We start from the raw sequence: 26,621 nt of genomic DNA, 5'->3' as shown, positions 1-26,621 counted from the left end.
TGAACATGACTTTACCGGATATGATCTTATATAACGGAAAAATTACTACCCTTGACCCTTCTCAACCTGAGGTATCTGCTATCGCCATAACTGATGGTTTAGTCACTGCAGTAGGTGGAGATGAGCTTCTTAATAGTGCCACGGAAAAAACAAAGAAAATAGACCTTAAAAGAAAGAGAGCTATTCCAGGCCTGAATGACTCTCATATACACGTTATTCGTGGTGGTCTACATTATAATATGGAATTACGTTGGGAAGGCGTGCCATCACTTTTTATTGCTCTAGAAATGCTCAAAGAACAGGCAAGGCGTACACCTGCTCCTCAGTGGGTAAGAGTAGTTGGAGGTTGGTCTGAATTTCAATTTAAAGAGAGACGGTTGCCAACTTTGGAAGAAATTAATGCCGTTTCTGAACACACTCCTGTCTTTGTGCTACATCTTTACGATAGAGCACTTGTAAATCGTGCAGGGCTGCATGCACTGGGATATACGAAAGATACACCAGACCCTCCAGGCTGCTTAATTGAGCGGGATAAACGAGGTAATCCAACAGGCCTTTTAATTGCGAATCCTAACGCTTCTATTCTTTATTCAAGTTTGGGTAAAGCACCAGTACTTAATTTTGACGACCAGATTAACTCAACTCGCCATTTTATGCGCGAATTAAATAGATTAGGTATTACAAGTGCTATTGACGCAGGTGGTGGATTCCAAAATTATCCGGATGATTACAAAGTTGTTGAACATTTAGCCGAGAAGGAACAATTAACTTTGCGTATTGCTTATAATCTATTTACGCAAAATCCAAATCATGAATATGAAGACTTTGCTTCATGGGCAAAAATTGTTTCTCCAGGTCAAGGAAGTGATAAGTATAAAATGAATGGTGCCGGAGAGATGTTAGTATTCTCAGCAGCCGATTTTGAAAAATTTCAAATGCCACGGCCTGAACTAGCTACGATGATGGAAGCTGACTTAAAGAAAGTAATTTCTCTATTGGTGGAAAACCGTTGGCCCTTCCGTTTACATGCAACTTATGATGAGTCAATCACACGTTTCTTAAATGTATTTGAGGAAGTTAACAGTGAAATTCCTTTTAATGGTCTACGATGGTGGTTTGACCATGCAGAAACAATCTCAGATCGTAGTATGGAACGTGTTAAGGCTTTAAATGGCGGTATTGCCATCCAAGACCGCATGGCTTTTCAAGGTGAATACTTTGTTGATTTATACGGAAAGGAAGCTGCAAAGCGTACTCCTCCGATTTATCGTATGTTAGACCTTGGTATACCTGTTGGCGCCGGTAGTGATGCAACTAGGGTTTCCAGCTATAACCCTTGGGTTGCCCTTTACTGGATGGTTGCCGGAAAAACCATTGGTGGGCTTTCCATATACGATGAAAAAAATACACTTGATAGAAAAGTAGCCCTGGAATTATATTCAAAAGGAAGTGCGTGGTTCTCTGATGATGAAGGTAAAAAGGGAACCCTGGCAGTAGGTCAGTTTGCTGATCTTGCTGTATTGTCTGCTGACTACTTTACTGTGCCAGAAGAAGAAATCAAAAACCTTGAATCATTACTCACCATTATGGGTGGGCAGGTTGTTTATGGAAATGATGAATTTAAAAATTTATCACCTGAATTGCCGCCAGCATCACCTGATTGGTCACCGACGGGCGTTTATGGTTATGGTGGTGCTAACCTAGCCAACACTATACTTTCCCACGATTCCCATGATAACAAGTTACATAGTTGCAGTAACCCTCTCCATCAACACACTCATACCGTAATAGGAAAAGATGGAACTACATGGGGTATCGGTTGTACTTGCTTTGCTTTCTAAGTCAAAACCACCGGTATAATGCCGGTGGTTTTCTTTCTGCAATAAGGGTATGTAGATTCGAAATAGCATTGTATATCCCTACATGGAATGTGTTACTATGCGATAAGACCGAAGAATTGATTGATTAACTTAACTTGTTTTTGATAGCCTTCTCTCCTTGCAAAGTCTGTCCTTTTTTCCTTAATTAAAAGTCAATGGTATCCCCCTCTTGATCGACTACACCACACATATAAATCCACTGCCCTTTGACTTTAATATAGATCTTAATTTTTCAATTGTTACACTAGAATCATTATTATTTCTATTACACTGATACTTTTTGCGAATCATTTAACTTCTGCATAAAGATACGTGCTGCAAAACTTAAAAATTTATCATCAAAGTGAATAAGATTAATATCTTGGCTTGGTGTTGGATCAGTAATACGAACTATGCTCAAAGTATCATTATTAACAAAGTTAACCAGTGAAAGAGGTATTATGGCAACCCCATGTCCATTGTATACAAGGCTCAATAGAGAAATAGAAGATTTTGTTTCTATATTTGCTTCAGATAAAGATAACCCTAAACTCTCACAATATATCTTAATAGATTCACGACAACTACATGAAACCATTATTCTACTCAGCCCTACTAATTCTCGAAAAGAAACAAATGATTTTTCATTCAAAGGATGATTTTTTGGAATTACAAGGACGAGCTCTTCACTATACAAAAGGGTGCTTGTTAATATGTCTGGAATTTGAGCACTACGTGTAATCCCGAAATCAATATTTTTGTCAACGATTTGATTTACAGCAACTTCGGATTCTATAATCTTTACTACAATGTTGGGATAATGTTGTTGAAACTTCATAATATAAGGTGTTAAATAAGTGAGATCCTCTAATAAACCTCCTATAGTAATCACACCTCTTTTTACACCCTTTAATTCAAAAATTTCATTATACACGTCATCAAATTGTTGCATGATAAATTTTCCTTTATCAAATAGCAGCTTACCCGCTTCTGTCATTTTGATACCTCTTCCAACTCGATGAAACAAGGGTGTATCAAGTTCCCCTTCTAAAACACGGATTTGTTGACTTAAAGTCGGCTGTGAAATACCTAGAACTTCCGCAGCTTTAGTGAAACTATTATTATTACAAACTTGAATAAAATACTCTAAATGACGTAATTCCATTCTTGATACCCACTCTCCGCTTTATGAAAGATTTATAATTTAAAGGACGATATGTATACGTTAACATAACAACTTTATTTCATGCTATACCAATTGAAATTACATGGTTTATTCATTTTGTATTATAATAAATTTACTACCATTTATTAATTTTTCCTCCTATTTATTTAAATTAGATTTAATTAGGACATTACTAATTCGAGATATATTTCTAAAAATTTATAGTTCGAGTGCATAATACCCTAATTTTTTCAACTTTTCGATTATCATTTTTTTCTCAATATAGTCCAAACCACCAAATATATGCCGAATCGCCTCTTTATGCTGAGGAAAAATACTATCCATTAACTGAATACCATCTGAAGTAATTGACGCATACGTGACACGGCGGTCTTTTGGACATGGTTTTCGTATTAAGAACCTCTTCTTTTCCAACTTATCCACTACATACGTGATACTACTACTTGCAAGTAATATTTTCCCTCCAATTTTTTGTATAGGCTGATCGCCTTTACTATATAGTAGCTCAAGCACTGCAAATTCAGTTGGATTAAGTCCATAACTTTTTATATCCTCTTCAATACGCTTAGTAATTGCCTGTGCTGCCCTTGATAATGTAACAAATAACTTTAAAGATAAGCTCTCATCATTAATCACACTCATAATTACCAATCCTTTACAAGTTATCTTGAATTCGAGATTTATTATATTATCGTCGAAATATTATGTCAATAATTCATTTTAGTTTTATTAAGCCCCTTATCATTTATTTCTCAACATAAGAAATATGGAATTAGAAGAAAAAATTGTTAATATATAAGTATCTCAATTACGTTATTTCTTTTAAAGAGAGCTTGTATTCTAACGCAAGTTCTCCTTTTTTATATTCTAAATTGAATCCGGACAAAGTTCACATATTGAGTCTGCCCATGTATATGCTATAGTTTTTAAACAAAGATTAGAGCCCTCCTACAAGAAGGAGAGCTCTAATCTTTCATATAAATATTCACAATTTTTATCATTGCGGGGAAATCAAAACTTTAACTTGATAGGGATATGGCACTACCCCATCGCTATCAAGCTAAGACCATAAAACGTTAATTATAATAGAGGTTGTTTCTTTTTTTTAAAAGCTACGTGTAGGGAATTTAAAGATTTGCATACGAAATAAACCCTAATGGGTTTCAATTTTTTGATTTAAGCCGCTTGATTATCAAACATGGTACAATTGTAAATGACACCTAATATATTAAAGACTGTTTTCTTCTCATATCGATGAGATTTTCTCCCGTTTTGCTGTAGGAGGTTGAACAGGCGAATTAAAATCTTTGATAGCTCTTGGGTGTCTTTCTGTATAGCTTGGAAAATAAGAAGAAAGTAATCTTTAATCATATATATGGCCTTATATTCACTCAGTTCTCGTTTCTTTTTCATAAGAAGCAATTGTCGCATTTGAAACATGGTAGAAGAACAAAGTAAAATGGCAATCAGTTGCCCATACAAATGGCATTCTAATCGTTCTCGTTTTATCTTTTTACAATGATGAATATGAAAGAATGATTTCCACGTTTTAAATAAAAGCTCGATTTGCCAACGTAAAGAATACCAATCATGTACTTGTCCCATCGGGACAATATCTATAGAGGTATTTGTCATATATACATTGATACCGCTAAGTCGTTTACTACGAGCAGAATACTTCATTCCTTTCTTTTTTTCTCTTACAGTTTGATCGTGTAATCGTTTTTGTTGTTGTTCTTTTGTTAGTCGATGAACAATCACACGAGTCGGCACTTTATCAGTCATTCCTACATAAGCGTCAGCTATTTCACATGTTTGTCCTGGTTGAAGAGAGCTCATTAAACCCTCCATATCTATTTGAATATACTCTGTACCTTTCTTAATTCTTCCATCTTGAAAATAATCAGGATTGGGATTTTTTTGATAAATACGTGTATTCGACTTGATACGAGAGATATAGTAAGCCTTTTGGTCTTGTATATGTTTAAGATCTTTCAAATGAAAATACCCTAAATCTCGGATACATAAATCATTCGCTGTCACAGTTGGAACACGCAGGGAACCGTAGGTTCGATCATGTTGTTTACCTGGACCTGTATGGATATGCAGGAACTGGCCACTTAATAGATCATACTCTAGCTGAATCTTCACCCCCGCTGTATGGCTGCATCCTCCTGCACCTGGATAAACAAATGAAAAGGGATCTGGAAGTTGAAATGCAGTTGAATCTAAAATACGAATACGTTTGAAAACAGAAGTATATGGAGAAGGAATAGGTATAGATGAGGCCAATTTTTGGTTTAGTAGTTTAGATAATATGTGTTGTAAAAATTGGACAGCCGCTTTATTAAATCGTTGATTCAGTCCCTCAGGACTGATGAGCACTTCTGTCGATGCTTCTAAACAGCTAGATAACTGGGTTAAAGAAGTTGTAGCGACATTTTGACTCATCCATACACATAAAGCGACTAAATCTTTTGCTTGGTATTTACTAGTTCTTTGTACAAAACCAACATCTCTAGCAAGATCTCGTAAGATATTTGGAGATAAGAATTTTTGAATTTCTTGAGCTAATAGTTGTAATTCATCAGATACAGAAATAGACATACAAAAACGCCATCCTTTCCTATGATTCTACAGAAAGAATAGCGTATTTTTTCATTTTATGGGGTATTTTGTTTTGGTATCTTGATAGCGATGGAGTGGACTCCCTTTTTAACATAAGGGTAATTTATGTCGTGTTTAGCAATTATTCATTACATAATGCAAATGATTATTTACATTTTGTTAGTAATCATTTACAATTACAGTAATTGTAAATGAGGAAAGGGGAATTATGATACTAGAAAACAGAGTTAGAGAATTACGAGCACGATTTAGATGGACTCAGCAAGACTTGGCCGATGCAATTGGGGTCACAAGGCAGACAATTGGATTAATAGAAAAAGGTGATTATTCTCCATCTGTCACTATGGCGTTAAAATTAGCTGCTGTATTTCAAGTTACCGTAGAAGAGGTTTTTTATTTAAAGGGAGAGGAACGATTATGATAAAACAGGTTTTAAGATCTCCACTTATAGGGGCCAGTATATTTGTGTTGATTATTGCATTTTTACTATTTTCTCTTATGAATACACAAGTCATTTTAGCTAAGTTATGTTTCGGGATTTTAGTGACGGTTACTTTTTTATGGCTCATTCTCACAAGGATTTATAACCGAAAGAATCCTCATGATAAGATTAGGCTATTTGGTTTTATACCATCCGAATTTCGTGAAATAGATGAAGGGCAGCAGTGGGTAACCTATAAGGCTTGCCGAAATGTGTATATTTACTATAGTATTGCGCTTCCAGTAACGGCAGGGATTTGCTTTCTCTTTTCTCAACATAATTTTGTTCCATTATTGTGCATTGGTTTACTAGGTGCAGGTCAATATATTGTCTATTGGTTAACCACTATTTTTATTTTAAATCGTATTTAACAAAGGGGATGAAACAATATGGTGGAGTGGGCTCAAAATGCGGGGGCATTATGGCAATATGTAGTGTTATTTCTTTTAGCATTTGCCCCATGGATGGATGTATCAATTGTTGTACCACTTGGTATCGCATGGGGATTACAACCATTCGCAGTAGGAGTAACAGCATTTGCAGGAAATCTTATCTTGGTTCTATTACTCGGTTTTTTCTTTAAACAGTATGCAAAATGGCAAGCAGCAAGAAAACAAAAAAAAGGTATAACAACACCTTCTAAAAAAGAAACCCGATCAAGAAAAATATGGGATCGATATGGTATTCCAGGTTTGGCTCTTCTAGCTCCAATTCTCGTAGGAACTGATATTGCAGCCGTATTAGCTTTAACATTTGGATCTAACCGGACACACGTCATAAGTTGGATGACGGTCAGTCTAGCAGTATGGACAGTCATTTTTACAGTTGCTGCGATGTATGGACTTAGCTTTTTAAATATTATTTAGGATATCATAGTGATTTTAGGTAATCTAAAATCGTTCACTACCTAAAAATTATGGAGTGATGAAGTGAGTTCATATGATATTAGGAGAAAAGCTTTGACCAAAAACATTTGAACACTCAACTAGCTGTACGATATGGTCATAGTACCGTAATTCACGAACCTATATGGATAGAGACACATTGCTATCAAACTAATATTTTGAAGCATCCCCAAAACAAAAAAATTGTACATTTTCATCTGGAAATGTCAATTTTCTCGTTTTGGGGTATTTGCTTTCCTTAGGTTGATGGGCATGTGGCACTACCCCAATTAATAAATATTATTAACTATATATCTATCATATTTTTTATAAACAGGACTAATTAGATTTAAAAAAAGATTTCTTTTTCTTTACTCGTAATAAATCACCTGTCCACCCTTTGAATCGCATATACATATACATACCTACCGTTGTGAAAATAATAAATAAGAGAGCGATTAAATAGCTATATTTCCATTCTAGTTCAGGCATGTATTTAAAATTCATTCCCCATAATGCTCCTAAAGCTGTCAAAGGCGTACTCACAGCAGTTAATACAGTAAGAGCTTTCATAATTTCATTCCCACGATGAGAAGAAACAACTTCTTGTAAATGAATCATCGTGTCTAATTCTTCTTGGTACTCTTTAACAAGTTGTAATCCACGCTCTAATTTTACGTGTGTTTGTTTATAACAAAGGGTGTTTGTTAAGTTTTCTAACCAAGCTTCCTCCAAGCCTTGTAACACTTCCTGTATTAAGCGAAACACATGTGTGTTCATAAATAATTCATGACGAATATGATAAATCCTTTCTAAAACTGCTATGTTATTATGATGATAAAAATCCCATAATACATTTCTGAAATTGTTTTCAAAGTAGTCAACCTTTCGCAAATAATGAGATATAAACATTGATAAGATAGCACATAATCCTTCAGCAGAACTATTACAATTTTTTGTACCCATAGGGAAATTATGTATTAATTCTTGAAAATCCTCTTCCTCTTTTTCTTGGACCGTTATCAGTATTCCATGAGCTACAAAATAATGAAGAAATTTTTGAATTTTGGCGTCCTTTTTATCTTGATCATATAAAAACGAACCATATACACAAGTTTGGCTTGGTGATAACGTATAAACATATAATCCATTTTCACAGGGAGAATTTATTTTCTTTACAAATTGAGAGAAATAAGATGTTACATCACGGGGGATTATAGAAGAAAGTTTTTCAAGCTTACTAGTTTTCACATGATACCAACTCCATTTCGTCATTTTTATGCATTCCATATTATTCTTCCTTTCTAAATAGTTTTATGTTTGATCGAATCATATCCGTAATACGAAATTTGTATGTAGGTATTCATGTCTTGAAGGAAAAGTTTTTAGATCATCTAAATTACAAAATAAATGACATAGGAGGTCTTATTCTTTTAAAAGGAAGACCCCCTATATATTAGTTATTTTTATTTTCAATTTTAAACATTTCCTCTATACAAGCACTTTTTATCTTTTCTTATAAAGAATTTATTATATGTGGAAAAGAAGCTACATAATTTGGCACGTCTATTCAATGAACTCCATTTCAGTCGTTATTATAATTTGGATTCATATGCAGATTGATTGGTGATGTCGTCAAATACTTGACTCCCAATAATGTAGTATCCATGAAGTGCAGCCTCTTTCGAAGCGTCTACCATACGGAAAGAAGCAATTTCACTTTGCATTTTTTCAATTCGTTTTTTGTGGAGATCTACTATTCCTCCTGTCCAAATGATAGTATCATACTGTTCTAACGTAAATTGTTCTTGTAATACACGTATGACGTCTTGGAAGTGTGCATCCAACTCTTTTTGAATCAAAGTATGAACCTGACTTGTCTCATAATTTTCGTCTCGATCTCCATATCCTTTTTCTAATATTTTTGGCATGTCGTTAATATGCAATTGATTACTTTCACCCGCATGATTCTGCAGGATATTCTTAATATTTTTCAAAGGCTTGCTACATCCTAGTTCCGTCTCATAATGATTTAAAATGAGATTCTGTTTCATATCTGCCATTTCTAATGTACGAAATCCACCATCAATAATTAAGATGCGATCTTGTTCCTGAATAATTCCCTCTTTTAAGAAATAGGCATGTAAAGCGACTGGTTGCTGAAGAATCAAAGCATTTTCCACCGTAATATTAATAAATTTCCCATCAATTTGCACGGAAGTTTCTTTTTTTAGTGCATGTTGTAATTGCTCGTGCTGACTACCAAAACAAGTGACTGGAAGCCCGGTAACAACTAAAGGTAACACGACATTTTCTTTATAATCCTTTGCAATGCAACCAAATATTTGTTGTTTAAAACGTTCGCTTTCATAATAATTTTCTATTTCTTCATTAAATGGAGGAAGCAATGAAGCGTCAGATTGATGTGCTTCATTTCCCATGTAGTATGCAAAGTCTAAGTCTATAAAACTCACCTTTGTTAAATCTTCACTGTCAGTATGATTAGGTACAGGGGCTAGTGTGGAAGCTTCACTCTTAATCGTCATCTCAGAATCTACATCCTGTCGATATGCCCGCTTGGTAAAGCCAATTCCTACATCAATTGCATACAGAGATTTCATACTTTTTTCCTCACTTTCTCTTTTAAGAATTAAATCTAGGCACTCTCTTCTTTCCCTTCTTTCACATATTTCTTTTCATTTTTCGTTTTTTCTCCGTCTAGGTTCCTACTATTTTCATTTATTTCGTAATCCTTTTCATCTTTTTTCTTTTTGTTACTTTCGTTTTCTGTTAAGTCTTTAATGGTAGAAATGACAACTGGTGTGGCTGTAAGCAATTGTGGTAATGTTTGTTTTGCAACATTAGCTGCAGTTGCAGAGAATTGTTTACTTGTCTCAGTTACCTTCTCCAATGTTTCCTTTATGTTTCCTTCTTGTAGTTTTTCTTTTACGCTTTTTCCTTTTGTTTGTATAGCTTTCCGATTTTCTTTTTTTAATAGGGAGACGATGACTCCGGTCGTAATCCCAATCACAGCATATTTAAATATTGTATGTTTCATTTTTCTCACCCTTCTCTACTTTTATTTTCTTCAATGCTACAACTTAAAATAATTACCTTACCTATTGCAATCTATTAGAGAGAATGATAGGTTTGCGACTTCCTATCACTCGCCATTGGTGTTTCAGCTGTTACTAGGAGTAAAATCCTCCCTTGATCTAGTTTTTCTTCATATAAGTTAGCTTCCTCCTTCGACAATCCCATTTCTTCCATTTGATTTCGAAGTTCGTCCCCTTTTTTGGAGAAAAAGTTGATAATACTTGTTCCCAATCCTTGTTCTTTTACTCCAATCGTATTTGTGTTTGTATCATCCGCAATCTTTTTTGTTAGATGTTTTTCATGTGTTAAGACATACATGTCATCTTGGTGAATCCCTTGCAATTCTAGCTCTTTTACTTTCATAACTACTTCCTGTTCATTTTCATATTCATGAACCACCGGTTTTCTTTCATTCTTGTGCATTGTATTTTTCCTCCTTTAGATTTTTTATTTTTTTATTTAGTTGTTATGTAATATGTAATACACCTATTTTAAAGATGTTAAACCTAAATTTTCGAAAAATTTTACACAATAGGTTATTCATGTTTTTAATATCAAAGAAATGTCACAAGAACTTTGCTTTGATAAAAGCGCTCCAAATAACGATTTGTTTGGAAGGTAAGCACATTGTTTTATAGAAATCATAGAAAAATAAAAAAGCACTCCTTTTCAAAGAGTGCTAAAAAAAAACATATAACCTAATAAAAATATTTCTATTTTGATTACAGAAAGAAAGTCTTTATTAAAACATATAGTTGCTAATTTAATTGCGATCTTCCTTGCACCCAAGCAGCAATGTCATTTATAACATACTCAGGGATATTAGCAGGACTATAATATTCATCCGGTTTACTTATTTCTCCATCACCTTCTGTAAAGAAATGATTTAACTTCGGATATAGTCGATAATCGACGTTATCTCGTTCTTTTAATTGTTCTTTCCAAAGAGGAATTTCGATTTTTGATTGAACTTGATAGTCTCTTTCCCCTTGAATAATAAGAAGCGGTGTCTTTTGTTCTTTTGACATTTCGGCTGCTTTAATTTTTCGGATAGAATCCCAAAATATTGCTGATCCTAAGTAAAAATCTTTTGGGGGATTCTGACTAGAGAAATTTGGATCATTTAATAATTCAAATTGTGCTTTGTAGAATTTATATTCATCTAGATTCATTGCTCCAATAGAAAAAAGGTACTCAAATTGATCTAAAACAACGTCTTGGATCGTACGAGCTGGCCCACCCATTACAATTGCCCCAGCAATATTATTATTTTGGTCTTTTTCAATCATTTTCGGAAGCATCATTCCACCTTGACTATGACCCAAAATATAAATTTGATTTTTATTTATTAGAGGCTCATTTTTAAGAAATTGAGTTACAAGAAGAGCATCATCTGTTGTCTCTTTATCAACTGTATAAAAGGGACTAAATTGTGTTTTCAACCCATGTTCATAAGTTCTTTTATTATAGCGAAGGACAGCAATTCCCTTCGATGCAAGACCTTCAGCTAAATCGCGAAACGGTTTTAAAGCAAACGCTGTTTCATCCTGATCAGTTGCTCCTGATCCTTGAACAAGAATAACCGCTGGAAAAGGACCATTTCCTTTTGGAACCGACAATGTTCCTGGTAATGGAAATGCACCACTTCCAACTACTACTTCTTTATCAACAAATGATTCAGGCTTACTATATGACGGACGCTCAGCAACAGGACTAAACGACATGCTGAGTTGAAAATCGTCTATTTTTCCAGATGGATCTAGTTTAATTAGTAAAGGTACAGTCATTTTTTCAAAAACTAATTGAATCTCCACATTTGTATGAACAGGATTTGTCTCTTTTTGTGTAACCTCTCCAATTTCTATAAAAGAACCTGCTTGTAATTGAACTGGGAGTCCCTCCCAATAGCTCTTCAGCCATTCTTCGGATATTATTTTCTGTAATGACCTTGAGGTTAAATCAAATGCAGATTTATAATCTTCACTATTCATATGGCGAATAAATGAAAGAGTAGTAGATATAATAGGATTTTCATCATCACTATTTTCTACTTTTTTTATAGTTGTGTTTGCTTCCTTTAATTTCGAAATAAATTGATGGTTAAACGGATAATTATATGTATCAGGATATAAGCCTGTTTTCAATACTTCCGTATTCCGTCCCTCATACAAACTTGAAGAACTCGTAAAATTTTCAGGTAAAATTACTTCCTCCGCATATGAGACTGAGGGAATTGTTATTGAAAAAATCGCACTAACAAGTAATAACTTATTACTTGTTCTTCTTTTCTTACCCATACTTATTGATTCTCCTTTCAAAATTTAAAATTTCTAATACAGTATGCCAACTATAAGGAAAATAAAAATTATCAAAGAGATTAATAATCTATTTTACGATCCCCCCTAACTAATTAAAAATCTATCATTAACAAACTTCAATAAAAAATGCCCTCCCCCTCTTTTTTTATTGTTGGATTTTCCAAGGACTTAGAAGCACAGCACTAATTTACATGTAAATGACCCATGAGATTCTCTGTTTCAAAAGAAAAAAGCACCCCACTAGATGCTTTCTTTAATTGTTCTCACTCTCATTTATTTAGTTAATTCTCTTATTACTGTAAAATAAATTTATTCTATTTCCTAAATCTCACTTATTTCTTAATTCACTCATACCAATATAAAACCTAATAACCTATCCTCAAAAAATAAAGAAAACAGGTTATTTGGCTATTCATTCCGTAAGCTTACTGCTCAAGTTAGTCTTTTTTCACACGGTTAAACTTTATTAAGAAAACCTTAAGGAATTTCCCTCTATATTTATAAGAATTTTTTTCTATACTGAATCATGTAAATGAACAAGAGGAGAAACGATCATGAAGAAATTTGTAATTTGCATACTAGGAATAGGCCTCCCTATATACTTACTACCTTTCATATTACGCGGAGATTTAGACAGATTTAATCCGATTGCTGAAGAAAAGAATGTATATGCCGTTGCGAAAGGATATGGTGTTCCAGATTATCATCATAAAGGAAGAGCTATGTACTCACTAAAAGGTGTTGATGAATTAAGCAATGAAAAAGAATATAAAGTTGGAACGAACACGCCTAATGATTTTACAAGAAAAATTTACTTAAAAATTCATGTGAAAGGTAAGTATGTCTATTCCTACGATATTATTTCTGAAAAGGACATTCCAGAGAAAATAAGGGGACAATTGGAGATAGCAAAGAAATAAAAGAGCCAATTCGTACGAGTTGGCTCTTTATTATCGCTCCCATCTACCGTTTGGAGAATTCTTTCGATCGATTTATTAAGTTCGTTATCATTGTTTTAACAACCATTCTTCAATTACTTTAACTGTTTCATCCCGTTGTGCTTTTGACGTAATTAAGCTTGCATTATCACCTTTTTGCTCACCATACATGCCAAAATGAGCATGGTTTCCGCCTTTTATCATGTGCATAGTTGTATTCTTTGACATTAACTTTTTATTGTTCTCTATTTTTTCTACAGTTGCTAAAGCATCTACTTCTCCATAAATAGATAACATTGGAATCGATTTTGTAGAGAAATCATCTGCAGGATAAGAGCCTAAGAAAATGATCCCATCTACCTTGTCTTCATTCTGAAAGGCATACTTAGAAATCATAGCTCCGCCCATTGAATGTCCAGCAACGTACCATTTTTGAACTTCAGGGTACTGTTCAATTACACTATCTACCGCATTGATTCCAAGTATCGCTAAGTTTAATGGTAACTTAGGCATTACTACAAAATGCCCATCTTTTGCAAGAGCTTCTCCTAAGTAACTATAAGCTTCAGCTTCTACTTTAGCACCTTGATAAAAAATAACCCCTATTTTAGCATCTTTCTGTCCAAAAACTATATTATCTTCATCTTTTTTATCATCCACTAACGACAAAGCCTCTTTCGTTGGTTTGTAAGTAAACTGGGACCAAGTAAAAAAAGTAATACTCCCTATAAGTAAAATACCAAGTAAAGAGTACAGAACAATTTTCATCCATTTCTTCATATGTATGACCTCCCTAAGATGTATATATTCTATACTTTAGATTATCATTAATAAACATAAAAACTCGAGCATTTTTATTGTGCTCAAATTTTTAGTTCCGTCTTTAATTTATACTATAAATTGTCCAAGATAAATATGTAGCAAATGCAGACCATAAAAAATAAGGGATTAGCAACCATGCCGATACTTTAGATAAATTGGAAGAAAACATAATGAGAAGTAACGTAGTAATAGCGACTAGTAAACAATCTACTGTTGCTAAAAACAAATTCTTTTGGCTAAATTGAAAATAGCTGAATGCTTGATTGAATATATAATTTAAAAGGAATACAAACCAAAATGTTTTTGGCTTAAATCCATAGTTGTTGTAAATAATTGCAACTGATAATGCAATAAGTCCAAATAATACAGCCCATATCATTCCGATTGTCATACCAGGAGGTGTCCAAGACGGCTTTTCTAACGCATCATACCAAGTACGATTAATAGGGAATAAAACACTAGAAACATAAAACAAACCATATGTTAGTAAAAATACTATAATACTAGATTTTTTCATAAATATTCTCCTTTTTCAATAGAAGGTTTTAGAAACTTTATATGATTAGTATGTCCTTGTAATGGATAAATTTCTAATATTTAAATTTCAAATACATATCGTTTAATCTATTTTATACGAACTCTTTCATACTTTTATATGCACACAGTGCTCTCTCTCTTGCTGCCTTATGATCAACGACTGGCAAAGGATATGTATTACCAAGCTTTATATTGGCCTTTTGTAAAATATGCTCAGGTGCTTCCCAAGGTTTATGTATATACTTATTCGGTATATCTCTTAATTCTGGTACCCATTTTCTTATATACTCTCCATTTTTATCAAACTTTTCTCCTTGTGTGATAGGATTAAAAATACGAAAGTACGGTGATGCATCTGCTCCACTTCCAGCAACCCATTGCCATCCCATTGTATTATTTGCAATATCAGCATCTAGTAGTGTATCCATAAACCATTTTGCTCCTTCTTGCCACGGAATTAACAAATGCTTTACAAGAAAAGAGGCTACAGCCATTCTTGTCCGATTATGCATAAAACCTGTTTGCCAAAGCTCCCGCATTCCCGCGTCAATAAACGGATAACCAGTTTCACCTTTTTGCCATACTCTTAATAACTCCTCTTCCTTATTCCACGGAAAATGTTCAAAGTTTTTATTAAGAGGTTTATATACTGTAAACGGATAGTGATATAGCAAATAATAAGAAAACTCTCGCCAAATTAATTGGCGTATAAAACTATTCACTTGTTTTTCAAAAAGACTACATTGTCTTTCGGTACTTTTATTTATTAAGTAATGATACATTAACTTCACTGATATTTGGCCAAATGAAAGATATGGCGCCAACATCGAATGAGCATTTTGATTTGGAAAATCTCTTCCTTCACTATAAGAGGCTAATTTGCTAGAGAAAAATTTCTTGAATGTTTTGTATGCCCCTTCCTCTGTAGGCTCCCATATTGATTCAATATGAGATGTCCACGGTATAGTTGGCAGCAAGTGTAATTCTGAAACAGATAAGCTTGCTGGTAAAGAGCTTCCCCATTTTATACTCTGCACTTTGCTAATAGGTTTAGGTATTACCTGCTTTTGAAATGCATTGTAAAAAGGCGTAAACACCTTATATTCAGTGTTATCCTTCTTTTTTATAATCCACGGTTCTAATAATAAATGCGAATTAAATTCCTTACAAATAATACCTTTATCCTCTAACATCATTTTCATTTTTTGATTAGATTGTAATCTGTCCGGATCATAACAAATATTCCAATATACAGCCGTTATATCTAATTGTTCTATGAGAGAAAGTATTTCTTCCTCCGTACGTCCTTTACGAATTATTAAAGTAGAGCCCAATGCCTCAAGTTGCTTCTTTACATCTATTACAGCATGGTGCAACCACCACTTTGACGCCTCCCCCATTAAAAAATCTTCATCTTGTACATATACCGGAAGAACCTCACCGGACTGAACAGCCTCAAATAGCGCTGGGTTATCATATAAACGAAAATCTTTTTGAAACATAACGATAATTTTATTTTGCATGGCTACCTCTTCTGATTCTTAAAACATAATAAAATTTATTATACAACAGCAATTTATACATAAGAATTTATTTGTCTTTAATAAATTAGTTAACTTTTTCAACTATTTTATTAGTAGGAATTTTAACAACCGTTTCTTTTTCCCCTATTCTATCAATCTTGAAACCATGAACTTTAACATCAGACGGTACTAGTGGATGATGACAAATCATATCTATACTCTTCTCAATATTTTCACTAACATTTTCTTTTCCACTTAGCCATTCATCGAGGCTACCACTTGAAAATTCAGGCATGCAATTTTCAAAGAGATAGTCTAGTTCCCTGTTATTTTTTATGAAATCACGTTGAATTTGTAGATTAACTGGAGAAGTTTCTTTATCCTCTATTCCTACAACAAAAATTTCTTCAACATTTTCTTGATAAATAGCAATAATAATAGATCTCATTATATCTCCATAAGGATGTACAATTACAGAATCATAGCTGTGTATAGTCAACATGTTTTCTTGTTGAATGTTAGTTACTTGTTGGATGCTAGGCTCTATTCCGTGTTCAATGTCTGTTAATAATAAAACTTTTTTATTCTTTGAATTCATATGGAGCACTCCTTCTTCATTATTGTATTTATGAAACTTTTAAGCTAGTAACAATAATAATTGTTACCAGTTTTTCCAGCGTCCCTCTGGATCAACACTTGCAAGTCTAACCCATCCATTTTGAACTTTTTCTTGAAATGTGAAATCATTATTTAACAAACGTTCTATATATTCAATAGGTGCTTGAATGACAATTAGTAAACGAAGTGGTGAATGATACGTCTCACTATCTGACTGCATAACCGATTGCCAAGGTAAGCCTGGCAACAGATCACTAGCATTCCCTTGCATAACACCGAGACCCGCCGTTACGGTTTGGGTTGTTTTATTTCCACTACCATAATAATGAGGAGCTACAGTTGATGCGTAATATTGTAGATTTATCCACTGCGCAACTGTTCCTGGTCCTGCAATAATGTTAGCTAATATATCCCCACTTTCATCCTGTTTCCAATCATAATTATGAAGGAAAGCCCTACCTTCTAAGTCACAATCTTGAGTTAATTCACGCTGTCCGATAATAAAAGATGCATTACGGGCTAATCCCCATTCTGGACGTATTTCACTCCAATCTTCTGCAAATCGATGTGCCTCTTTACTCGGATTTTTTATTTTCGTTTTAAAATTAGGTAATTGCGTTAAACGTTCTCTATTTGCATGTTGGCTCACATTTGGCATAATCGTCTCAATACAATCAAACGCTTCTTGCGCAGTTTTCGAAAGTTTTGGGACGTAAATCCATTCCAATTCGTCCACTGTTGTTTTATGTTCAGCTGCTGCAAAAATGGTATCCTCAGGAATTTTAATACCTTCAGCAAACAACGCCTCTCTCACTTCTGGAAGATTACATAAAGTCGCAAAAACTCTTGCATTGAATCCTCCTGCTGCTCCGCCACAAGCACCACACTCAAGTGCTGCCGCATAAGGATTGTTCGTACTTTGACTACTATGTCCGCACATTACAACTAAAGGAGCAAATTTTTCTGTCAGTCCCACCATTTTTAAAGCTTGACGCACATAATTCACTTTTTCTTCTTTCGTAAAACCAATAGGTATCTCACCTTTTGTGTCATGAACATGATTAAGGGAGAATGTTGTATCAGGTTTTTGTAACATAGTTTTACGAAGGTTACGAATGAAACCACCAACTCCTCTTGGGACAAAGCTTCTTGTCACCATTTGTAGACCAAATAAAGGACCACTTAACTCAGGTAGCGCCATACTCGTCAGTACGTTCTGTTTCATCGTTTTAAATGTATAACGTACCGAACTGCCTACCCTCTTACGTTGCTCATAAGATTTAAGTTCATTTTCATTTGTGAGCTCTTTTATTTGATGTTTCGGTTTGAGTATAACTGGCAAAGAAGGATGGTTGTTATTACTACCTAGTTCACTAGTTGCAATTGGTAATCCAAAGAAACCAGCTATTCCAAATGTTTCAAACGGACCTAATTTTTCAAGGTGGCGACGAAACGGTTCTGAACGTACATCAATACAGAATGCTAATTGAGCTAATACATGCTTTTTATCATTAGTTGCACGTTGTTTAGAAGCAATCTTCTTCCTTAATTGCTCTGCATGCGTCTGTTCCCAAGCTTCCAGCCAAAGTTTCCTACGAATATTTTCATCAAAACGATAAGCGAATACTAATAATTCACTTTGTTCAGCAGCAGGCATTTGTAACCATTCCCGTGTTGAAATATTCCCCCAATAGATCCAAGAAGCTATAAGCGGGACAATTGCAACTTTTTTCTCAACCTTTTGATTTTTTAAAGGTAAATAAGGCTTTGTAATAGCCAGCTCCATAGAAATTCGAACTGCTAAATATTCTATTAGGAGTTCCTGTTCCTGAATTGATTGTTGTGAGCGCCATCGTATCATTCCTGCCCACCCAGGCAAAGAAAGTAAGTGCCCTTCAAGGTAAGCTTGTATGTTAGATTCAGAAATTCCTAGTTCAGATAATGCTCTCGCTAAAGCTACTTGGGCATCTTGTGGCCAATCTTTTAAAACTTTACGCTCATTTTTACTGAGCGCTGGATCAAATTTAATAAGGTGTTGCCATGCACGATAAAAACCTTTCTCTCGATTTGGCATCGTCCAACTTGATCCGGAGTCATCAAGATATAATTTACACCATTTAATGATATGATAATTAAGAATATCAGATAGGTTTTCACCCTTTTGGTTCTCTATAAGTGAACTTACAGGTTGCAAAGAAGAGTCTTTCATACTCTCTGTATTTATATAACTCATTTCTTCTGCCAGTTTATTTACTTCTGGCAATGATAATAGACTAGAAGGTAATTCCTCTAATTTTAAAGCTACTTGGCAAAACTGCTCCACTTTCTTTCGCGGGATATGAAAAGATTGTGAATCAAGCCAACGAGACAAGCCACTTTGTAAAAATGATTCCTCAATCTCCCCTTTTGCCTTTGCCGAATGAATCATAGCAGCACTCGGATATATATCCACATTACGAATTTCTTTTAACCAATCTGCAACTTGTTCAAATGATTGTTTTTCAAGTCCCATCCAAGGGTGGTGAGCTGCAAACGTAGAGATAGGCCAAAGTGGTGCAATCACTCGGCTAGCAGATGCAACTAAATCATTTATATTATTTTCTTGCATATCAATATTTGTATCTTTCTTTAATATTGACAATATGCTCATCACGAATTACCTCCCTTTGATACATAATGTTTCAGATAGCCTGGGTGACTTTCTACTGACTTTCTTCTCGCCTCACCTACTCGAACTAACCAAAGATAAAGTACAGCGAATAAAGTAGAAGATTGATTACGAGTAACGAAAGTACTAATAGCACTACTAAATAGTAAAATACATATAACAAAGATAACAGCTGGAGCTGAAGGTTGAACACTTTGATACATGTCAGTATGCAACCATTTGTAAAGAGAATTATGAACGGTAAAATAAATGAGAGAAAAACCAGCTAAAATAAATACGCCAACAATTCGTCCCATTCTTCCCTCTCCAAAAACAACAAGCTGTTTCCATGAAAAGTATAATGACCACCCTAAGATGAACGCACTAACTAATTCATACCCTTCTCCAGAAGTCGTAAACCAAAAAGCAATCGCTATAAATAATCCGAAAACACGTCCGACCATAATCCATAAATCAGATATCTTTTCATTAGACTGCTTCACTGCCCCAAAACGTTGCACGGAAGAACCAGCTTGTAAAAACAGTGTAGCTTTAAACAAACCATGTAAAATCAAATGAATAACAGCCGCTAAATAGGCTCCTAATGCGCATTGAATAAGCATAAACCCCATTTGTGCAATAGTTGATCCCACTAGCTGACGTTTATAATCAACTTGAACTAGGCTAATTCCTGTTCCGATTAAGATAGAAATACTTGAGAAAATTAGTAAAATGATTTGTGCAATATCATCATGAAAAAGAGGTGAAAATCTAGTTAACATGATACCGCCAGCATTTACTAAACCAGCATGCATAATAGCAGACACAGGAGTTGGAGCTACAGCTGACTCAATTAACCATCTTTGAAAAGGCCATTGTGCTGCTGGAATCATCACCGCTAATATAATTAATAAGTTAATTCCTGTTCTCTCCAATGTTCCATGTAGCGCTACATTTTCATTCGTTAAAATTGATGTTAACTGCCACTGTCCAGTGCCTTGAAAAAGCCAAATGATAGCTGATAGCAAGGCGATCCAGCTTATTGTAAATAAATAGCCAGAGATTTTAGTTGCTTCACTAACTACTTTCCAACCTTTATTTAGCCCTATGAGTAGAACCAATCCTATAAGCGTTGCTCCCCAACAAATGAGCATTAAGCGAAGATCGTCACTTAACCATGCAACCGAAGATACACCTGTAGTAAATGTAAAAAGTGCAAAGTATTTTCGATATGAGTGATCCCCCATTAAGTAACGTACAGAAAAGCGCTGAATAATTAAGCCAATTGTAAGAACAAAGAAAGCCATGAACCAAGCTAAAGTATCTAGATGCCAAGGTCCCACAACTCTATCTCCATTGTTATTAACAAGTGCGAGTAAAGAAACCAATGAAGGCAATGCAGCGATACCAATATGGATATGAACAAAACGTAAAGGTATCCTTGCATGTAAAAACAATAATCCACTTAGCCAAGAAGCGCTAAGCGCCATAAAAAATAATGTTAACAGTGTTGATGAACTCAGCGAAATTAACATGTACAATACTCCCTTCCAAACGAAAATAACCTATAAAAATTCCTTTTAAGTAAGATAGTTCTTTAATTTCAAGTTTCATTCACTCTTTTTAGTACATCGTTTTTTCCCATAAAAAAAACCGACAACTTCCATAATTCAATGATTTTATATCATCATTGAATTATGGAGATTGTCGGTTTCCCTTCAACTAACTTCAATAAAGTTTTTTGAAGAGCTCCCATTTTATAGAGGATAATAATGTATGTATTACTCCTGTTAAAAAGAAATGTATATTTCTGATCTCCTAGACTATGCAATCAATATATCAATTTATGTTATAAGCTATCTTTTAATTAAGAAACTTTTTCATTTAGTCAATATTACATATTAAAAAAATGCTAAAGCCTTAATTATAGCAAACTGTTAAAATGAGCATCTATCAATTTTTTAAAACAATTATAAGATAAACCATATTAAGCAGTTTGTCAATTTCTTTATCCGTTTTTTAAGAGTTATTAGAATTAAGATTTATTATACCTAAATAACTTCAAGTTTTTAATTATTAGCCTGTTAATAAAGTGCAAAACTTGTAGGTTTCTTAATCCTTCCACTAACCTTAAGGTATTTTTAAAATTTCTCCTCAAGATTATGAAGCAATTTAAAAATCATTACTCGTTCGCCTGTACGGGAGCTTATATCCGTATGAAAGCTTTTCACTTTTTCTCCAGTTAATTCTAGTATAATCTCTTTCAGATCATCAATTCCAGATTCAACTAGCTCCGAACGATTTTTCTTTATCGTTAGCATACCGTCTTTTGTTTCACAAACCGTATATTCAGCCGGCGTTAAAACACCTTGTAAATTTACGATAATCATATCCCGTAATATATCTGTCTTAACGGATATAGACCCGCGTCCTAGGTAGTCCTTTTCCCAGTGAGTAATTGCTTTGCTTATCTCTGATTCAATAGAGCCTTTTGAGTTTTTCATCTTTGTATCCTCCTTCAATAAAATGTAATTACAATAACAATATAATAATCTGGATTGATTTTATTTTCAATTATTGAGAAGAATTTATAGGAATCGTTGTCATGTATCCTTTAGTATTAAAGTGAATTTTTATATTGCAATATACGTTTTTTTGATTATCTCCAACATAATACTCTTACTATAAAGACTCTGTTGCATACATTTCTAAAAAGGACATTCCGGAGAAAATAAGAAAACTCTTGTAACGTAATATACAAACGAAAAATCCTACACTTATAAGTAGGATTTTTCTCTTTTTATATTAGTCAAAAAACTAAAAGTATACCTGTCCTCCAAATATATTACCGATTGGGCTTATGCATATTTCCTTCGAATTTTGCCAACCACCAATAACAGTAAAGGAATCCCTAGCTCATAAACGGGAAATGCAATTGGAATTACGAAAAATATGTAGTAATAATGGGTAAATGTTTGGATATTTTTAACTGACACAGCTATGATGAACGAAATAGGAGCAAGAACTAACGCTACTTTTCGCCAATCCTTCAAATGAAATATTTGTGCTGTTCCATAACAAGCGATAAACATGTATAACGCCAATTTCACAAAAATACTAAAAAACCAAATAATAACTATCAAAATATCCACATTTTGAATGAACTCCATGACAGATATGTATCGGCTCAAATCGTAAACCGGATACAAAAAACTTGAAGATAAATTCGGACCGAATGTTAAAATGACCGCTAATGTTCCGATTGTTACCATGAAAACGGCTAATCCTACCCCCAACATCGCCCTTGATGGCGCTTGCTCTGGTTTATCCATAAAGAAAACGAACATCATCATCATAACAGCCTCTCCAAAAAATGCGGCTACAGGGGTATAGGAACCTTTAAGGATGGGAAGCCAGCCAGAATCGTGATAAATAGGCCGCATATAATCCCAATTCATATTGCCAACATTCAAAATGATTATAAACGTTATCATTAAAAGTACAATTGGCCCTATGATTTCACTTAAACGTCCAATACCTTCCACCCCTCCTTGGTAAATGATAAAAATGAGCAATAACATCGCAGTAAAGACAATGACCCACAAAGGTGTATTATGAAACAAAGCGATAATAATGAATTCACCAAATTCACGGACGGTTATCCAAATTATCATGTACCACCCAAAGAAGTAAGGAATCATCAGTAGCTTTCCTAGCCATTTACCAAGAATAGTTTGACTAAATTCAATGAGAGTTTGTTTCGGATAAAGCGAACCAAGTGTAGTTGCCAAAAAAGTAAGAGCAACCCCTATCACTCCTGCAATCAAAATCGAGATCCACGCATCTTGTTTGACAGTACGAATCGTCGCTGGAATAACTAGAAGGAGTGATTGTCCCACTTCAAATGTGAACATCATCCAAAAGATTTGCCTGCCAGAGATTTTCATCGAATTTCTCACACTCTATATTCCTCCTTATTTTTTCATTTCATTTTTCTTCAACTGCAACGGTGGTCCAGTCAGTCCTACTCGCCGAATAGTAAGCTTTGTATGAACAGAAACCTCCACTTTTCGAAATTGTTTACTCCAATTCTTTTTTAACCCTTTCCATTCGGATGGATATTTTTGATGAATGGCTTCTCCAAATCCAAAGATATCGGTTCCGTATTGTTTTTGAACCTTTTTAATAGTTTGGAGAGCTTCCTTTTCGGACTGTTTTTCCAATACATGTTCTAAAAGAGTAAGATTTTTTGGCTGCGAAAGATCTAAATTCGTATTGTTCTCCTGAATTGTTCCTTCACCAGAAAAAACAATGTCACACTTAATTGTGTCCCCTTGTATAGTAGGTATGATTTTTCTATTGATCTTTGTCATATATAAACTTGCACTACCATTTCCTTTAGAGGCCGTTGCTGTAACTGTCTGTTTACTTAAACGATTCACTATCCAAAGAGTAGTTAACCATTCCTGCATGTTCAAGTATCCTACCAATTTGAAATCGTTGTTAAATATAGCACCGCCTACAATTTGAAATCCTTTGACCACGGTTTTACCTTTTTCATGAGACACATTTAGTTTAATAACGGGCAAAATCGGGGTGATTCCATCACTCGTACCAGCAATAAGAAAATTTAATAAAGACATATCTCCCGCTGCCTCTATTTGCATATGCTCTTTAAGTGCCCCAAGTGCCGGGATAGACTCTAAAGGGATGGACGCTTTCAGAAAATCTTTTGCAGTATTCCCTTTTATGACGAACACACCTACTCGTAATCGAATATCAGGATCGCGGCTATATGCATCTAAAACTGGAGCAAGACCACTTTTAGCCATTTTTTCTCCAATCAATATTACACGCTGGTGCCCTCGAAAAATTTCTCTCGACATTTTTGTTTGCATCATTTGTATAGCTTCATGTGTATCCTTTCCCGTTCCCGATTCTGTAAAAAACGCTTTTCCTGCATTACTTCTTCCGCTCTGTCCCATTCCCATTTTTGATGGAATAATAAACTGAGCACTAATTTCAATCTTATTATTCTTCGCTTGATCAAGTCCCCATCCTAATTCTATTGCCAAATCATTTAATTCTGTCCGATCCCAACATCCCGTCAAGAAGCATAAAGAAATGACCAGTATCATACAGAGTGCCTTGTGCAGGCTCATTCTGTTTCCCCTCCCCGTTTCTCATCTGGCTTTTGTCCACCTGGAAAACGGACTTTCTCTTCACCAGATACCATTATTGGGCGGTGGGTCATATTCCAACGAGGTGTTCGGAGAAAAACATCCTTTAAATCACGAGGAGTCTGAGGTGCAACTGGACTTAAATACGGAATGCCAAAAGAACGAATGTTAGTTAAATGAATCAAAATCGCAAGGGTACTTATTGCAACACCGTATAGCCCGAGCATTCCTGCCAATAACAGCATAGGAAAGCGTAACATCCGGTAAGCTGTTCCTAAGTTGTAGCGCGGGAATGCAAATGACGCAATACCGGTCGTCGCCACAACAATGACCAAAGGTGCCGAAATAATACCTGCTTGCACAGCAGCTTGCCCGATAACAAGTGCTCCGACAATACTAACTGCGGATCCAACAGGTTTTGGTAACCGAACCCCCGCTTCCCTCAAACCTTCAAATAAAAACTCCATCATTAGCGCTTCTATGACAGCCGGGAAAGGAATGCCTTCTCGCGCAGCTGCAATACTAATAAGCAAATTTGTCGGAATTAATTTAGGATGAAAGGTTGTAATAGCAACATAGAGAGAAGGAAGAAATAATGAAATATTAATTAATATTAAACGAATCCATCGAACAAAAGTTGTGTAGATGGAGCGTTCATAATAATCCTCCGCTGCTTGCAGACCTGTCCAAAATGTCATAGGAACGATCAAAACGAAAGGTGTGTTATCTACTAAAATGGCGACTTTCCCCTCTAATAAACTTGCACAAACCGCATCTGGCCGCTCAGTATTTTGAATTTGTGGAAAGGGAGAAAAGGGTTGGTCCTCAATAAACTCTTCAATGAAAGCTGACTCCAACACTCCATCAATTTGAATTCGCTTTACCCTTTGGCGAACTTCATCCAAAACCGAATCAGGTGCAATTCCCTCAATATAGGCAATTACCACATCTGTCTGTGACAATTCCCCAATCGAATAAGGTTCCATTTTTAGTTTTTGGCTTCGAATTCTTCGGCGAATCAGGCTCGTATTGACCCTTATTGTTTCCGTAAACCCGTCCCGAGGGCCACGAACAGAGATCTCGGCAGCCGGCTCTTCAATACCTCGTTTTTCAAAACCTTTTAAATCAGCGACTAGAGCTTGACTCTCTCCTTCTGTTAAAATGACGATATTCGCTTTCAATACTGCTTCTATAACCTCACGAACTTTAGAGATTGTCTTTACTTGAGAAACCGCAATTAGCTGATTTTGTATAATTTCTCCTACCGAATCCACACTCTTTACTCCACTAGGCAGACCTTCGAACATCATTGGTTTCAAAACAACTTGTTCCACAACTTTAGTGTCGATTAATCCATCTATATAAATAAAAAGAATTTCATTTTGACTATCTATGATTATTGGACGAAAAACAATATCGGAACAATTTTCAAAAACTTGTCTCAAAACTTCTTCATTCGCAGATACATTCTGCTTGAGTTCACACTCTTGATTATTATGGAGCAGCATACTTGCACTCTCAAGTTCCTGAATATCTTTTCTCAAACGCTTTCTACTAAGTTTTTTCATCATACTACCCCATTTATCGAGTGGTTTATGTTTTTATACTTGAACTTTAGTGTTAGGATTTCTTGACAGACAAGCTTTAGAAACCGTTCCACTATAATGTTTTGGGTAAGTAATCATTTATCTAGAAAACAAAAGGAAAATATCCCCTCTATATCCTTCTTAAAATCTCCTTACACATGAAAATTATTCAATTTTTTCTATAAGTTAGTTATTCTAAAATGAGGTATCCATAAAGTAACTTGTAACTGATGCTTTGTTAAATTGGTACTAATGAGCTTATAGAAACAAGCAAAAAAAGCATGTCCTGAAGAAAGATGAATCAGAACATGCTCTTAA

The 26,621-nt window shown here is 34.7% G+C and carries 23 protein-coding genes; 5 read left to right on the top strand and 18 right to left on the bottom strand.

All coding sequences use genetic code 11. The features are described from left to right. Nucleotides 1-5: 5 nt before the first annotated feature. Nucleotides 6-1,841 (top strand): amidohydrolase, encoded by a 1,836-nt coding sequence (locus N2V92_RS19180; RefSeq protein WP_016077506.1) that lies wholly within the window; start codon nucleotides 6-8, stop codon nucleotides 1,839-1,841. A 304-nt stretch (nucleotides 1,842-2,145) separates the two neighbouring features. On the opposite strand, the gene N2V92_RS19175 is transcribed toward N2V92_RS19180, so the two are convergent. The 3 genes from N2V92_RS19175 to N2V92_RS19165 all read right to left on the bottom strand — a co-directional run bounded on the left by N2V92_RS19175 (nucleotide 2,146) and on the right by N2V92_RS19165 (nucleotide 5,652). Beyond that, the gene (locus N2V92_RS19175; RefSeq protein WP_000423185.1) at nucleotides 2,146-3,024 is read right to left on the bottom strand and encodes a LysR family transcriptional regulator; all 879 of its coding nucleotides are present in this window, start codon (nucleotides 3,022-3,024) and stop codon (nucleotides 2,146-2,148) included. A gap of 219 nt (nucleotides 3,025-3,243) precedes the next feature. Beyond that, a complete protein-coding gene (locus N2V92_RS19170; protein ID WP_000111431.1) occupies nucleotides 3,244-3,687 on the bottom strand; it encodes a MarR family winged helix-turn-helix transcriptional regulator in 444 nt (147 codons plus the stop codon). Nucleotides 3,688-4,221: 534 nt separating this feature from the next. After that, nucleotides 4,222-5,652 carry an IS4 family transposase gene (locus N2V92_RS19165; RefSeq protein ID WP_042598249.1) on the bottom strand — a complete coding sequence of 477 codons (1,431 nt, stop codon included), beginning with the start codon at nucleotides 5,650-5,652 and terminating at the stop codon, nucleotides 4,222-4,224. 229 nt (nucleotides 5,653-5,881) lie between these two features. Between N2V92_RS19165 and N2V92_RS19160 the strand changes: the two genes are divergently transcribed. Genes N2V92_RS19160 through N2V92_RS19150 form a run of 3 tightly spaced genes read left to right on the top strand, consistent with a single transcriptional unit; the run spans nucleotide 5,882 to nucleotide 7,020 of the window. Then, a complete protein-coding gene (locus N2V92_RS19160; protein WP_000599740.1) occupies nucleotides 5,882-6,094 on the top strand; it encodes a helix-turn-helix transcriptional regulator in 213 nt (70 codons plus the stop codon). After that, entirely contained in the window at nucleotides 6,091-6,525 is a 435-nt protein-coding gene (locus tag N2V92_RS19155) for a hypothetical protein (RefSeq protein WP_000595642.1), read from the top strand. Before N2V92_RS19160 ends, N2V92_RS19155 begins: the two co-directional genes overlap by 4 nt. 18 nt (nucleotides 6,526-6,543) lie before the next feature. After that, on the top strand, nucleotides 6,544-7,020 hold the full coding sequence (locus N2V92_RS19150; RefSeq protein ID WP_000230643.1) for a small multi-drug export protein: 477 nt from the start codon (nucleotides 6,544-6,546) through the stop codon (nucleotides 7,018-7,020). A gap of 357 nt (nucleotides 7,021-7,377) precedes the next feature. Here the strand turns inward: N2V92_RS19150 and N2V92_RS19145 are convergent, their stop codons facing one another. The 5 genes from N2V92_RS19145 to N2V92_RS19125 form a co-directional block, all read right to left on the bottom strand. Further along, a complete protein-coding gene (locus tag N2V92_RS19145) occupies nucleotides 7,378-8,328 on the bottom strand; it encodes a magnesium transporter CorA family protein (RefSeq protein WP_016077504.1) in 951 nt (316 codons plus the stop codon). Nucleotides 8,329-8,633: 305 nt separating this feature from the next. Further along, nucleotides 8,634-9,659, bottom strand: a complete 1,026-nt coding sequence (locus tag N2V92_RS19140) for a ParM/StbA family protein (protein ID WP_016077503.1) — start codon at nucleotides 9,657-9,659, stop codon at nucleotides 8,634-8,636. Between the two features lie 35 nt (nucleotides 9,660-9,694). After that, nucleotides 9,695-10,096, bottom strand: a complete 402-nt coding sequence (locus N2V92_RS19135; RefSeq protein ID WP_000683213.1) for a hypothetical protein — start codon at nucleotides 10,094-10,096, stop codon at nucleotides 9,695-9,697. Nucleotides 10,097-10,170: 74 nt separating this feature from the next. After that, on the bottom strand, nucleotides 10,171-10,557 hold the full coding sequence (locus N2V92_RS19130; protein ID WP_000549431.1) for a general stress protein: 387 nt from the start codon (nucleotides 10,555-10,557) through the stop codon (nucleotides 10,171-10,173). Between the two features lie 335 nt (nucleotides 10,558-10,892). Beyond that, the gene (locus N2V92_RS19125; protein ID WP_042598252.1) at nucleotides 10,893-12,431 is read right to left on the bottom strand and encodes an alpha/beta hydrolase; all 1,539 of its coding nucleotides are present in this window, start codon (nucleotides 12,429-12,431) and stop codon (nucleotides 10,893-10,895) included. Nucleotides 12,432-13,006: 575 nt separating this feature from the next. Between N2V92_RS19125 and N2V92_RS19120 the strand changes: the two genes are divergently transcribed. After that, entirely contained in the window at nucleotides 13,007-13,372 is a 366-nt protein-coding gene (locus N2V92_RS19120) for a YxeA family protein (RefSeq protein WP_000714889.1), read from the top strand. Between the two features lie 87 nt (nucleotides 13,373-13,459). On the opposite strand, the gene N2V92_RS19115 is transcribed toward N2V92_RS19120, so the two are convergent. The 10 genes from N2V92_RS19115 to N2V92_RS19070 all read right to left on the bottom strand — a co-directional run bounded on the left by N2V92_RS19115 (nucleotide 13,460) and on the right by N2V92_RS19070 (nucleotide 26,288). Beyond that, nucleotides 13,460-14,170, bottom strand: coding sequence for an alpha/beta hydrolase (locus N2V92_RS19115; RefSeq protein ID WP_000759148.1), 711 nt, complete (start codon nucleotides 14,168-14,170; stop codon nucleotides 13,460-13,462). 103 nt (nucleotides 14,171-14,273) lie between these two features. Beyond that, nucleotides 14,274-14,729, bottom strand: coding sequence for a TspO/MBR family protein (locus N2V92_RS19110; protein WP_000749760.1), 456 nt, complete (start codon nucleotides 14,727-14,729; stop codon nucleotides 14,274-14,276). 112 nt (nucleotides 14,730-14,841) lie between these two features. After that, nucleotides 14,842-16,272: a cryptochrome/photolyase family protein gene (locus N2V92_RS19105; protein WP_001179976.1), complete on the bottom strand. Its 1,431-nt coding sequence runs from the start codon at nucleotides 16,270-16,272 to the stop codon at nucleotides 14,842-14,844. A gap of 85 nt (nucleotides 16,273-16,357) precedes the next feature. Continuing rightward, complete coding sequence (locus N2V92_RS19100) at nucleotides 16,358-16,870, bottom strand: hypothetical protein (RefSeq protein ID WP_001086244.1); 513 nt, start codon at nucleotides 16,868-16,870, stop codon at nucleotides 16,358-16,360. 63 nt (nucleotides 16,871-16,933) lie between these two features. Next, complete coding sequence (locus tag N2V92_RS19095; protein ID WP_044798030.1) at nucleotides 16,934-19,540, bottom strand: DUF2309 domain-containing protein; 2,607 nt, start codon at nucleotides 19,538-19,540, stop codon at nucleotides 16,934-16,936. Beyond that, nucleotides 19,540-21,072: an NADH dehydrogenase subunit 5 gene (locus tag N2V92_RS19090; RefSeq protein ID WP_042598256.1), complete on the bottom strand. Its 1,533-nt coding sequence runs from the start codon at nucleotides 21,070-21,072 to the stop codon at nucleotides 19,540-19,542. Before N2V92_RS19090 ends, N2V92_RS19095 begins: the two co-directional genes overlap by 1 nt. Nucleotides 21,073-21,678: 606 nt before the next feature. After that, on the bottom strand, nucleotides 21,679-22,041 hold the full coding sequence (locus N2V92_RS19085) for a DUF2294 domain-containing protein (RefSeq protein ID WP_000798170.1): 363 nt from the start codon (nucleotides 22,039-22,041) through the stop codon (nucleotides 21,679-21,681). Nucleotides 22,042-22,395: 354 nt separating this feature from the next. Next, nucleotides 22,396-23,484, bottom strand: coding sequence for a GerAB/ArcD/ProY family transporter (locus tag N2V92_RS19080; protein ID WP_044798223.1), 1,089 nt, complete (start codon nucleotides 23,482-23,484; stop codon nucleotides 22,396-22,398). A 27-nt stretch (nucleotides 23,485-23,511) separates the two neighbouring features. Next, entirely contained in the window at nucleotides 23,512-24,699 is a 1,188-nt protein-coding gene (locus tag N2V92_RS19075; protein WP_000052107.1) for a Ger(x)C family spore germination protein, read from the bottom strand. Next, complete coding sequence (locus N2V92_RS19070) at nucleotides 24,696-26,288, bottom strand: spore germination protein (protein WP_170264892.1); 1,593 nt, start codon at nucleotides 26,286-26,288, stop codon at nucleotides 24,696-24,698. Before N2V92_RS19070 ends, N2V92_RS19075 begins: the two co-directional genes overlap by 4 nt. Between the last annotated feature and the right edge of the window lie 333 nt (nucleotides 26,289-26,621).

It is taken from the genome of Bacillus sp. CH_48 (assembly GCF_038008465.1).
In the GTDB taxonomy this organism is placed as follows: Bacteria; Bacillota; Bacilli; order Bacillales; family Bacillaceae_G; genus Bacillus_A; species Bacillus_A thuringiensis_S.
Note: the sequence above shows the minus strand (reverse complement) of the source record. Positions and strands in the feature narration are given on the sequence as shown.

Bases quoted from the DNA above. Each gene is read 5' to 3' on its own strand.
- N2V92_RS19135 (WP_000683213.1), bottom strand. From the start codon at position 10,096: ATGAAACATACAATATTTAAATATGCTGTGATTGGGATTACGACCGGA.
- N2V92_RS19090 (WP_042598256.1), bottom strand. From the start codon at position 21,072: ATGTTAATTTCGCTGAGTTCATCAACACTGTTAACATTATTTTTTATG.
- N2V92_RS19115 (WP_000759148.1), bottom strand. From the start codon at position 14,170: ATGAAGAAATGGATGAAAATTGTTCTGTACTCTTTACTTGGTATTTTA.
- N2V92_RS19170 (WP_000111431.1), bottom strand. From the start codon at position 3,687: ATGAGTGTGATTAATGATGAGAGCTTATCTTTAAAGTTATTTGTTACA.
- N2V92_RS19070 (WP_170264892.1), bottom strand. From the start codon at position 26,288: ATGATGAAAAAACTTAGTAGAAAGCGTTTGAGAAAAGATATTCAGGAA.
- N2V92_RS19175 (WP_000423185.1), bottom strand. From the start codon at position 3,024: ATGGAATTACGTCATTTAGAGTATTTTATTCAAGTTTGTAATAATAAT.
- N2V92_RS19150 (WP_000230643.1), top strand. From the start codon at position 6,544: ATGGTGGAGTGGGCTCAAAATGCGGGGGCATTATGGCAATATGTAGTG.
- N2V92_RS19110 (WP_000749760.1), bottom strand. From the start codon at position 14,729: ATGAAAAAATCTAGTATTATAGTATTTTTACTAACATATGGTTTGTTT.
- N2V92_RS19165 (WP_042598249.1), bottom strand. From the start codon at position 5,652: ATGTCTATTTCTGTATCTGATGAATTACAACTATTAGCTCAAGAAATT.
- N2V92_RS19155 (WP_000595642.1), top strand. From the start codon at position 6,091: ATGATAAAACAGGTTTTAAGATCTCCACTTATAGGGGCCAGTATATTT.
- N2V92_RS19095 (WP_044798030.1), bottom strand. From the start codon at position 19,540: ATGAGCATATTGTCAATATTAAAGAAAGATACAAATATTGATATGCAA.
- N2V92_RS19075 (WP_000052107.1), bottom strand. From the start codon at position 24,699: ATGAGCCTGCACAAGGCACTCTGTATGATACTGGTCATTTCTTTATGC.
- N2V92_RS19130 (WP_000549431.1), bottom strand. From the start codon at position 10,557: ATGCACAAGAATGAAAGAAAACCGGTGGTTCATGAATATGAAAATGAA.
- N2V92_RS19140 (WP_016077503.1), bottom strand. From the start codon at position 9,659: ATGAAATCTCTGTATGCAATTGATGTAGGAATTGGCTTTACCAAGCGG.
- N2V92_RS19180 (WP_016077506.1), top strand. From the start codon at position 6: ATGACTTTACCGGATATGATCTTATATAACGGAAAAATTACTACCCTT.
- N2V92_RS19085 (WP_000798170.1), bottom strand. From the start codon at position 22,041: ATGAAAAACTCAAAAGGCTCTATTGAATCAGAGATAAGCAAAGCAATT.
- N2V92_RS19160 (WP_000599740.1), top strand. From the start codon at position 5,882: ATGATACTAGAAAACAGAGTTAGAGAATTACGAGCACGATTTAGATGG.
- N2V92_RS19100 (WP_001086244.1), bottom strand. From the start codon at position 16,870: ATGAATTCAAAGAATAAAAAAGTTTTATTATTAACAGACATTGAACAC.
- N2V92_RS19105 (WP_001179976.1), bottom strand. From the start codon at position 16,272: ATGCAAAATAAAATTATCGTTATGTTTCAAAAAGATTTTCGTTTATAT.
- N2V92_RS19125 (WP_042598252.1), bottom strand. From the start codon at position 12,431: ATGGGTAAGAAAAGAAGAACAAGTAATAAGTTATTACTTGTTAGTGCG.
- N2V92_RS19120 (WP_000714889.1), top strand. From the start codon at position 13,007: ATGAAGAAATTTGTAATTTGCATACTAGGAATAGGCCTCCCTATATAC.
- N2V92_RS19145 (WP_016077504.1), bottom strand. From the start codon at position 8,328: ATGGAATGCATAAAAATGACGAAATGGAGTTGGTATCATGTGAAAACT.
- N2V92_RS19080 (WP_044798223.1), bottom strand. From the start codon at position 23,484: ATGAAAATCTCTGGCAGGCAAATCTTTTGGATGATGTTCACATTTGAA.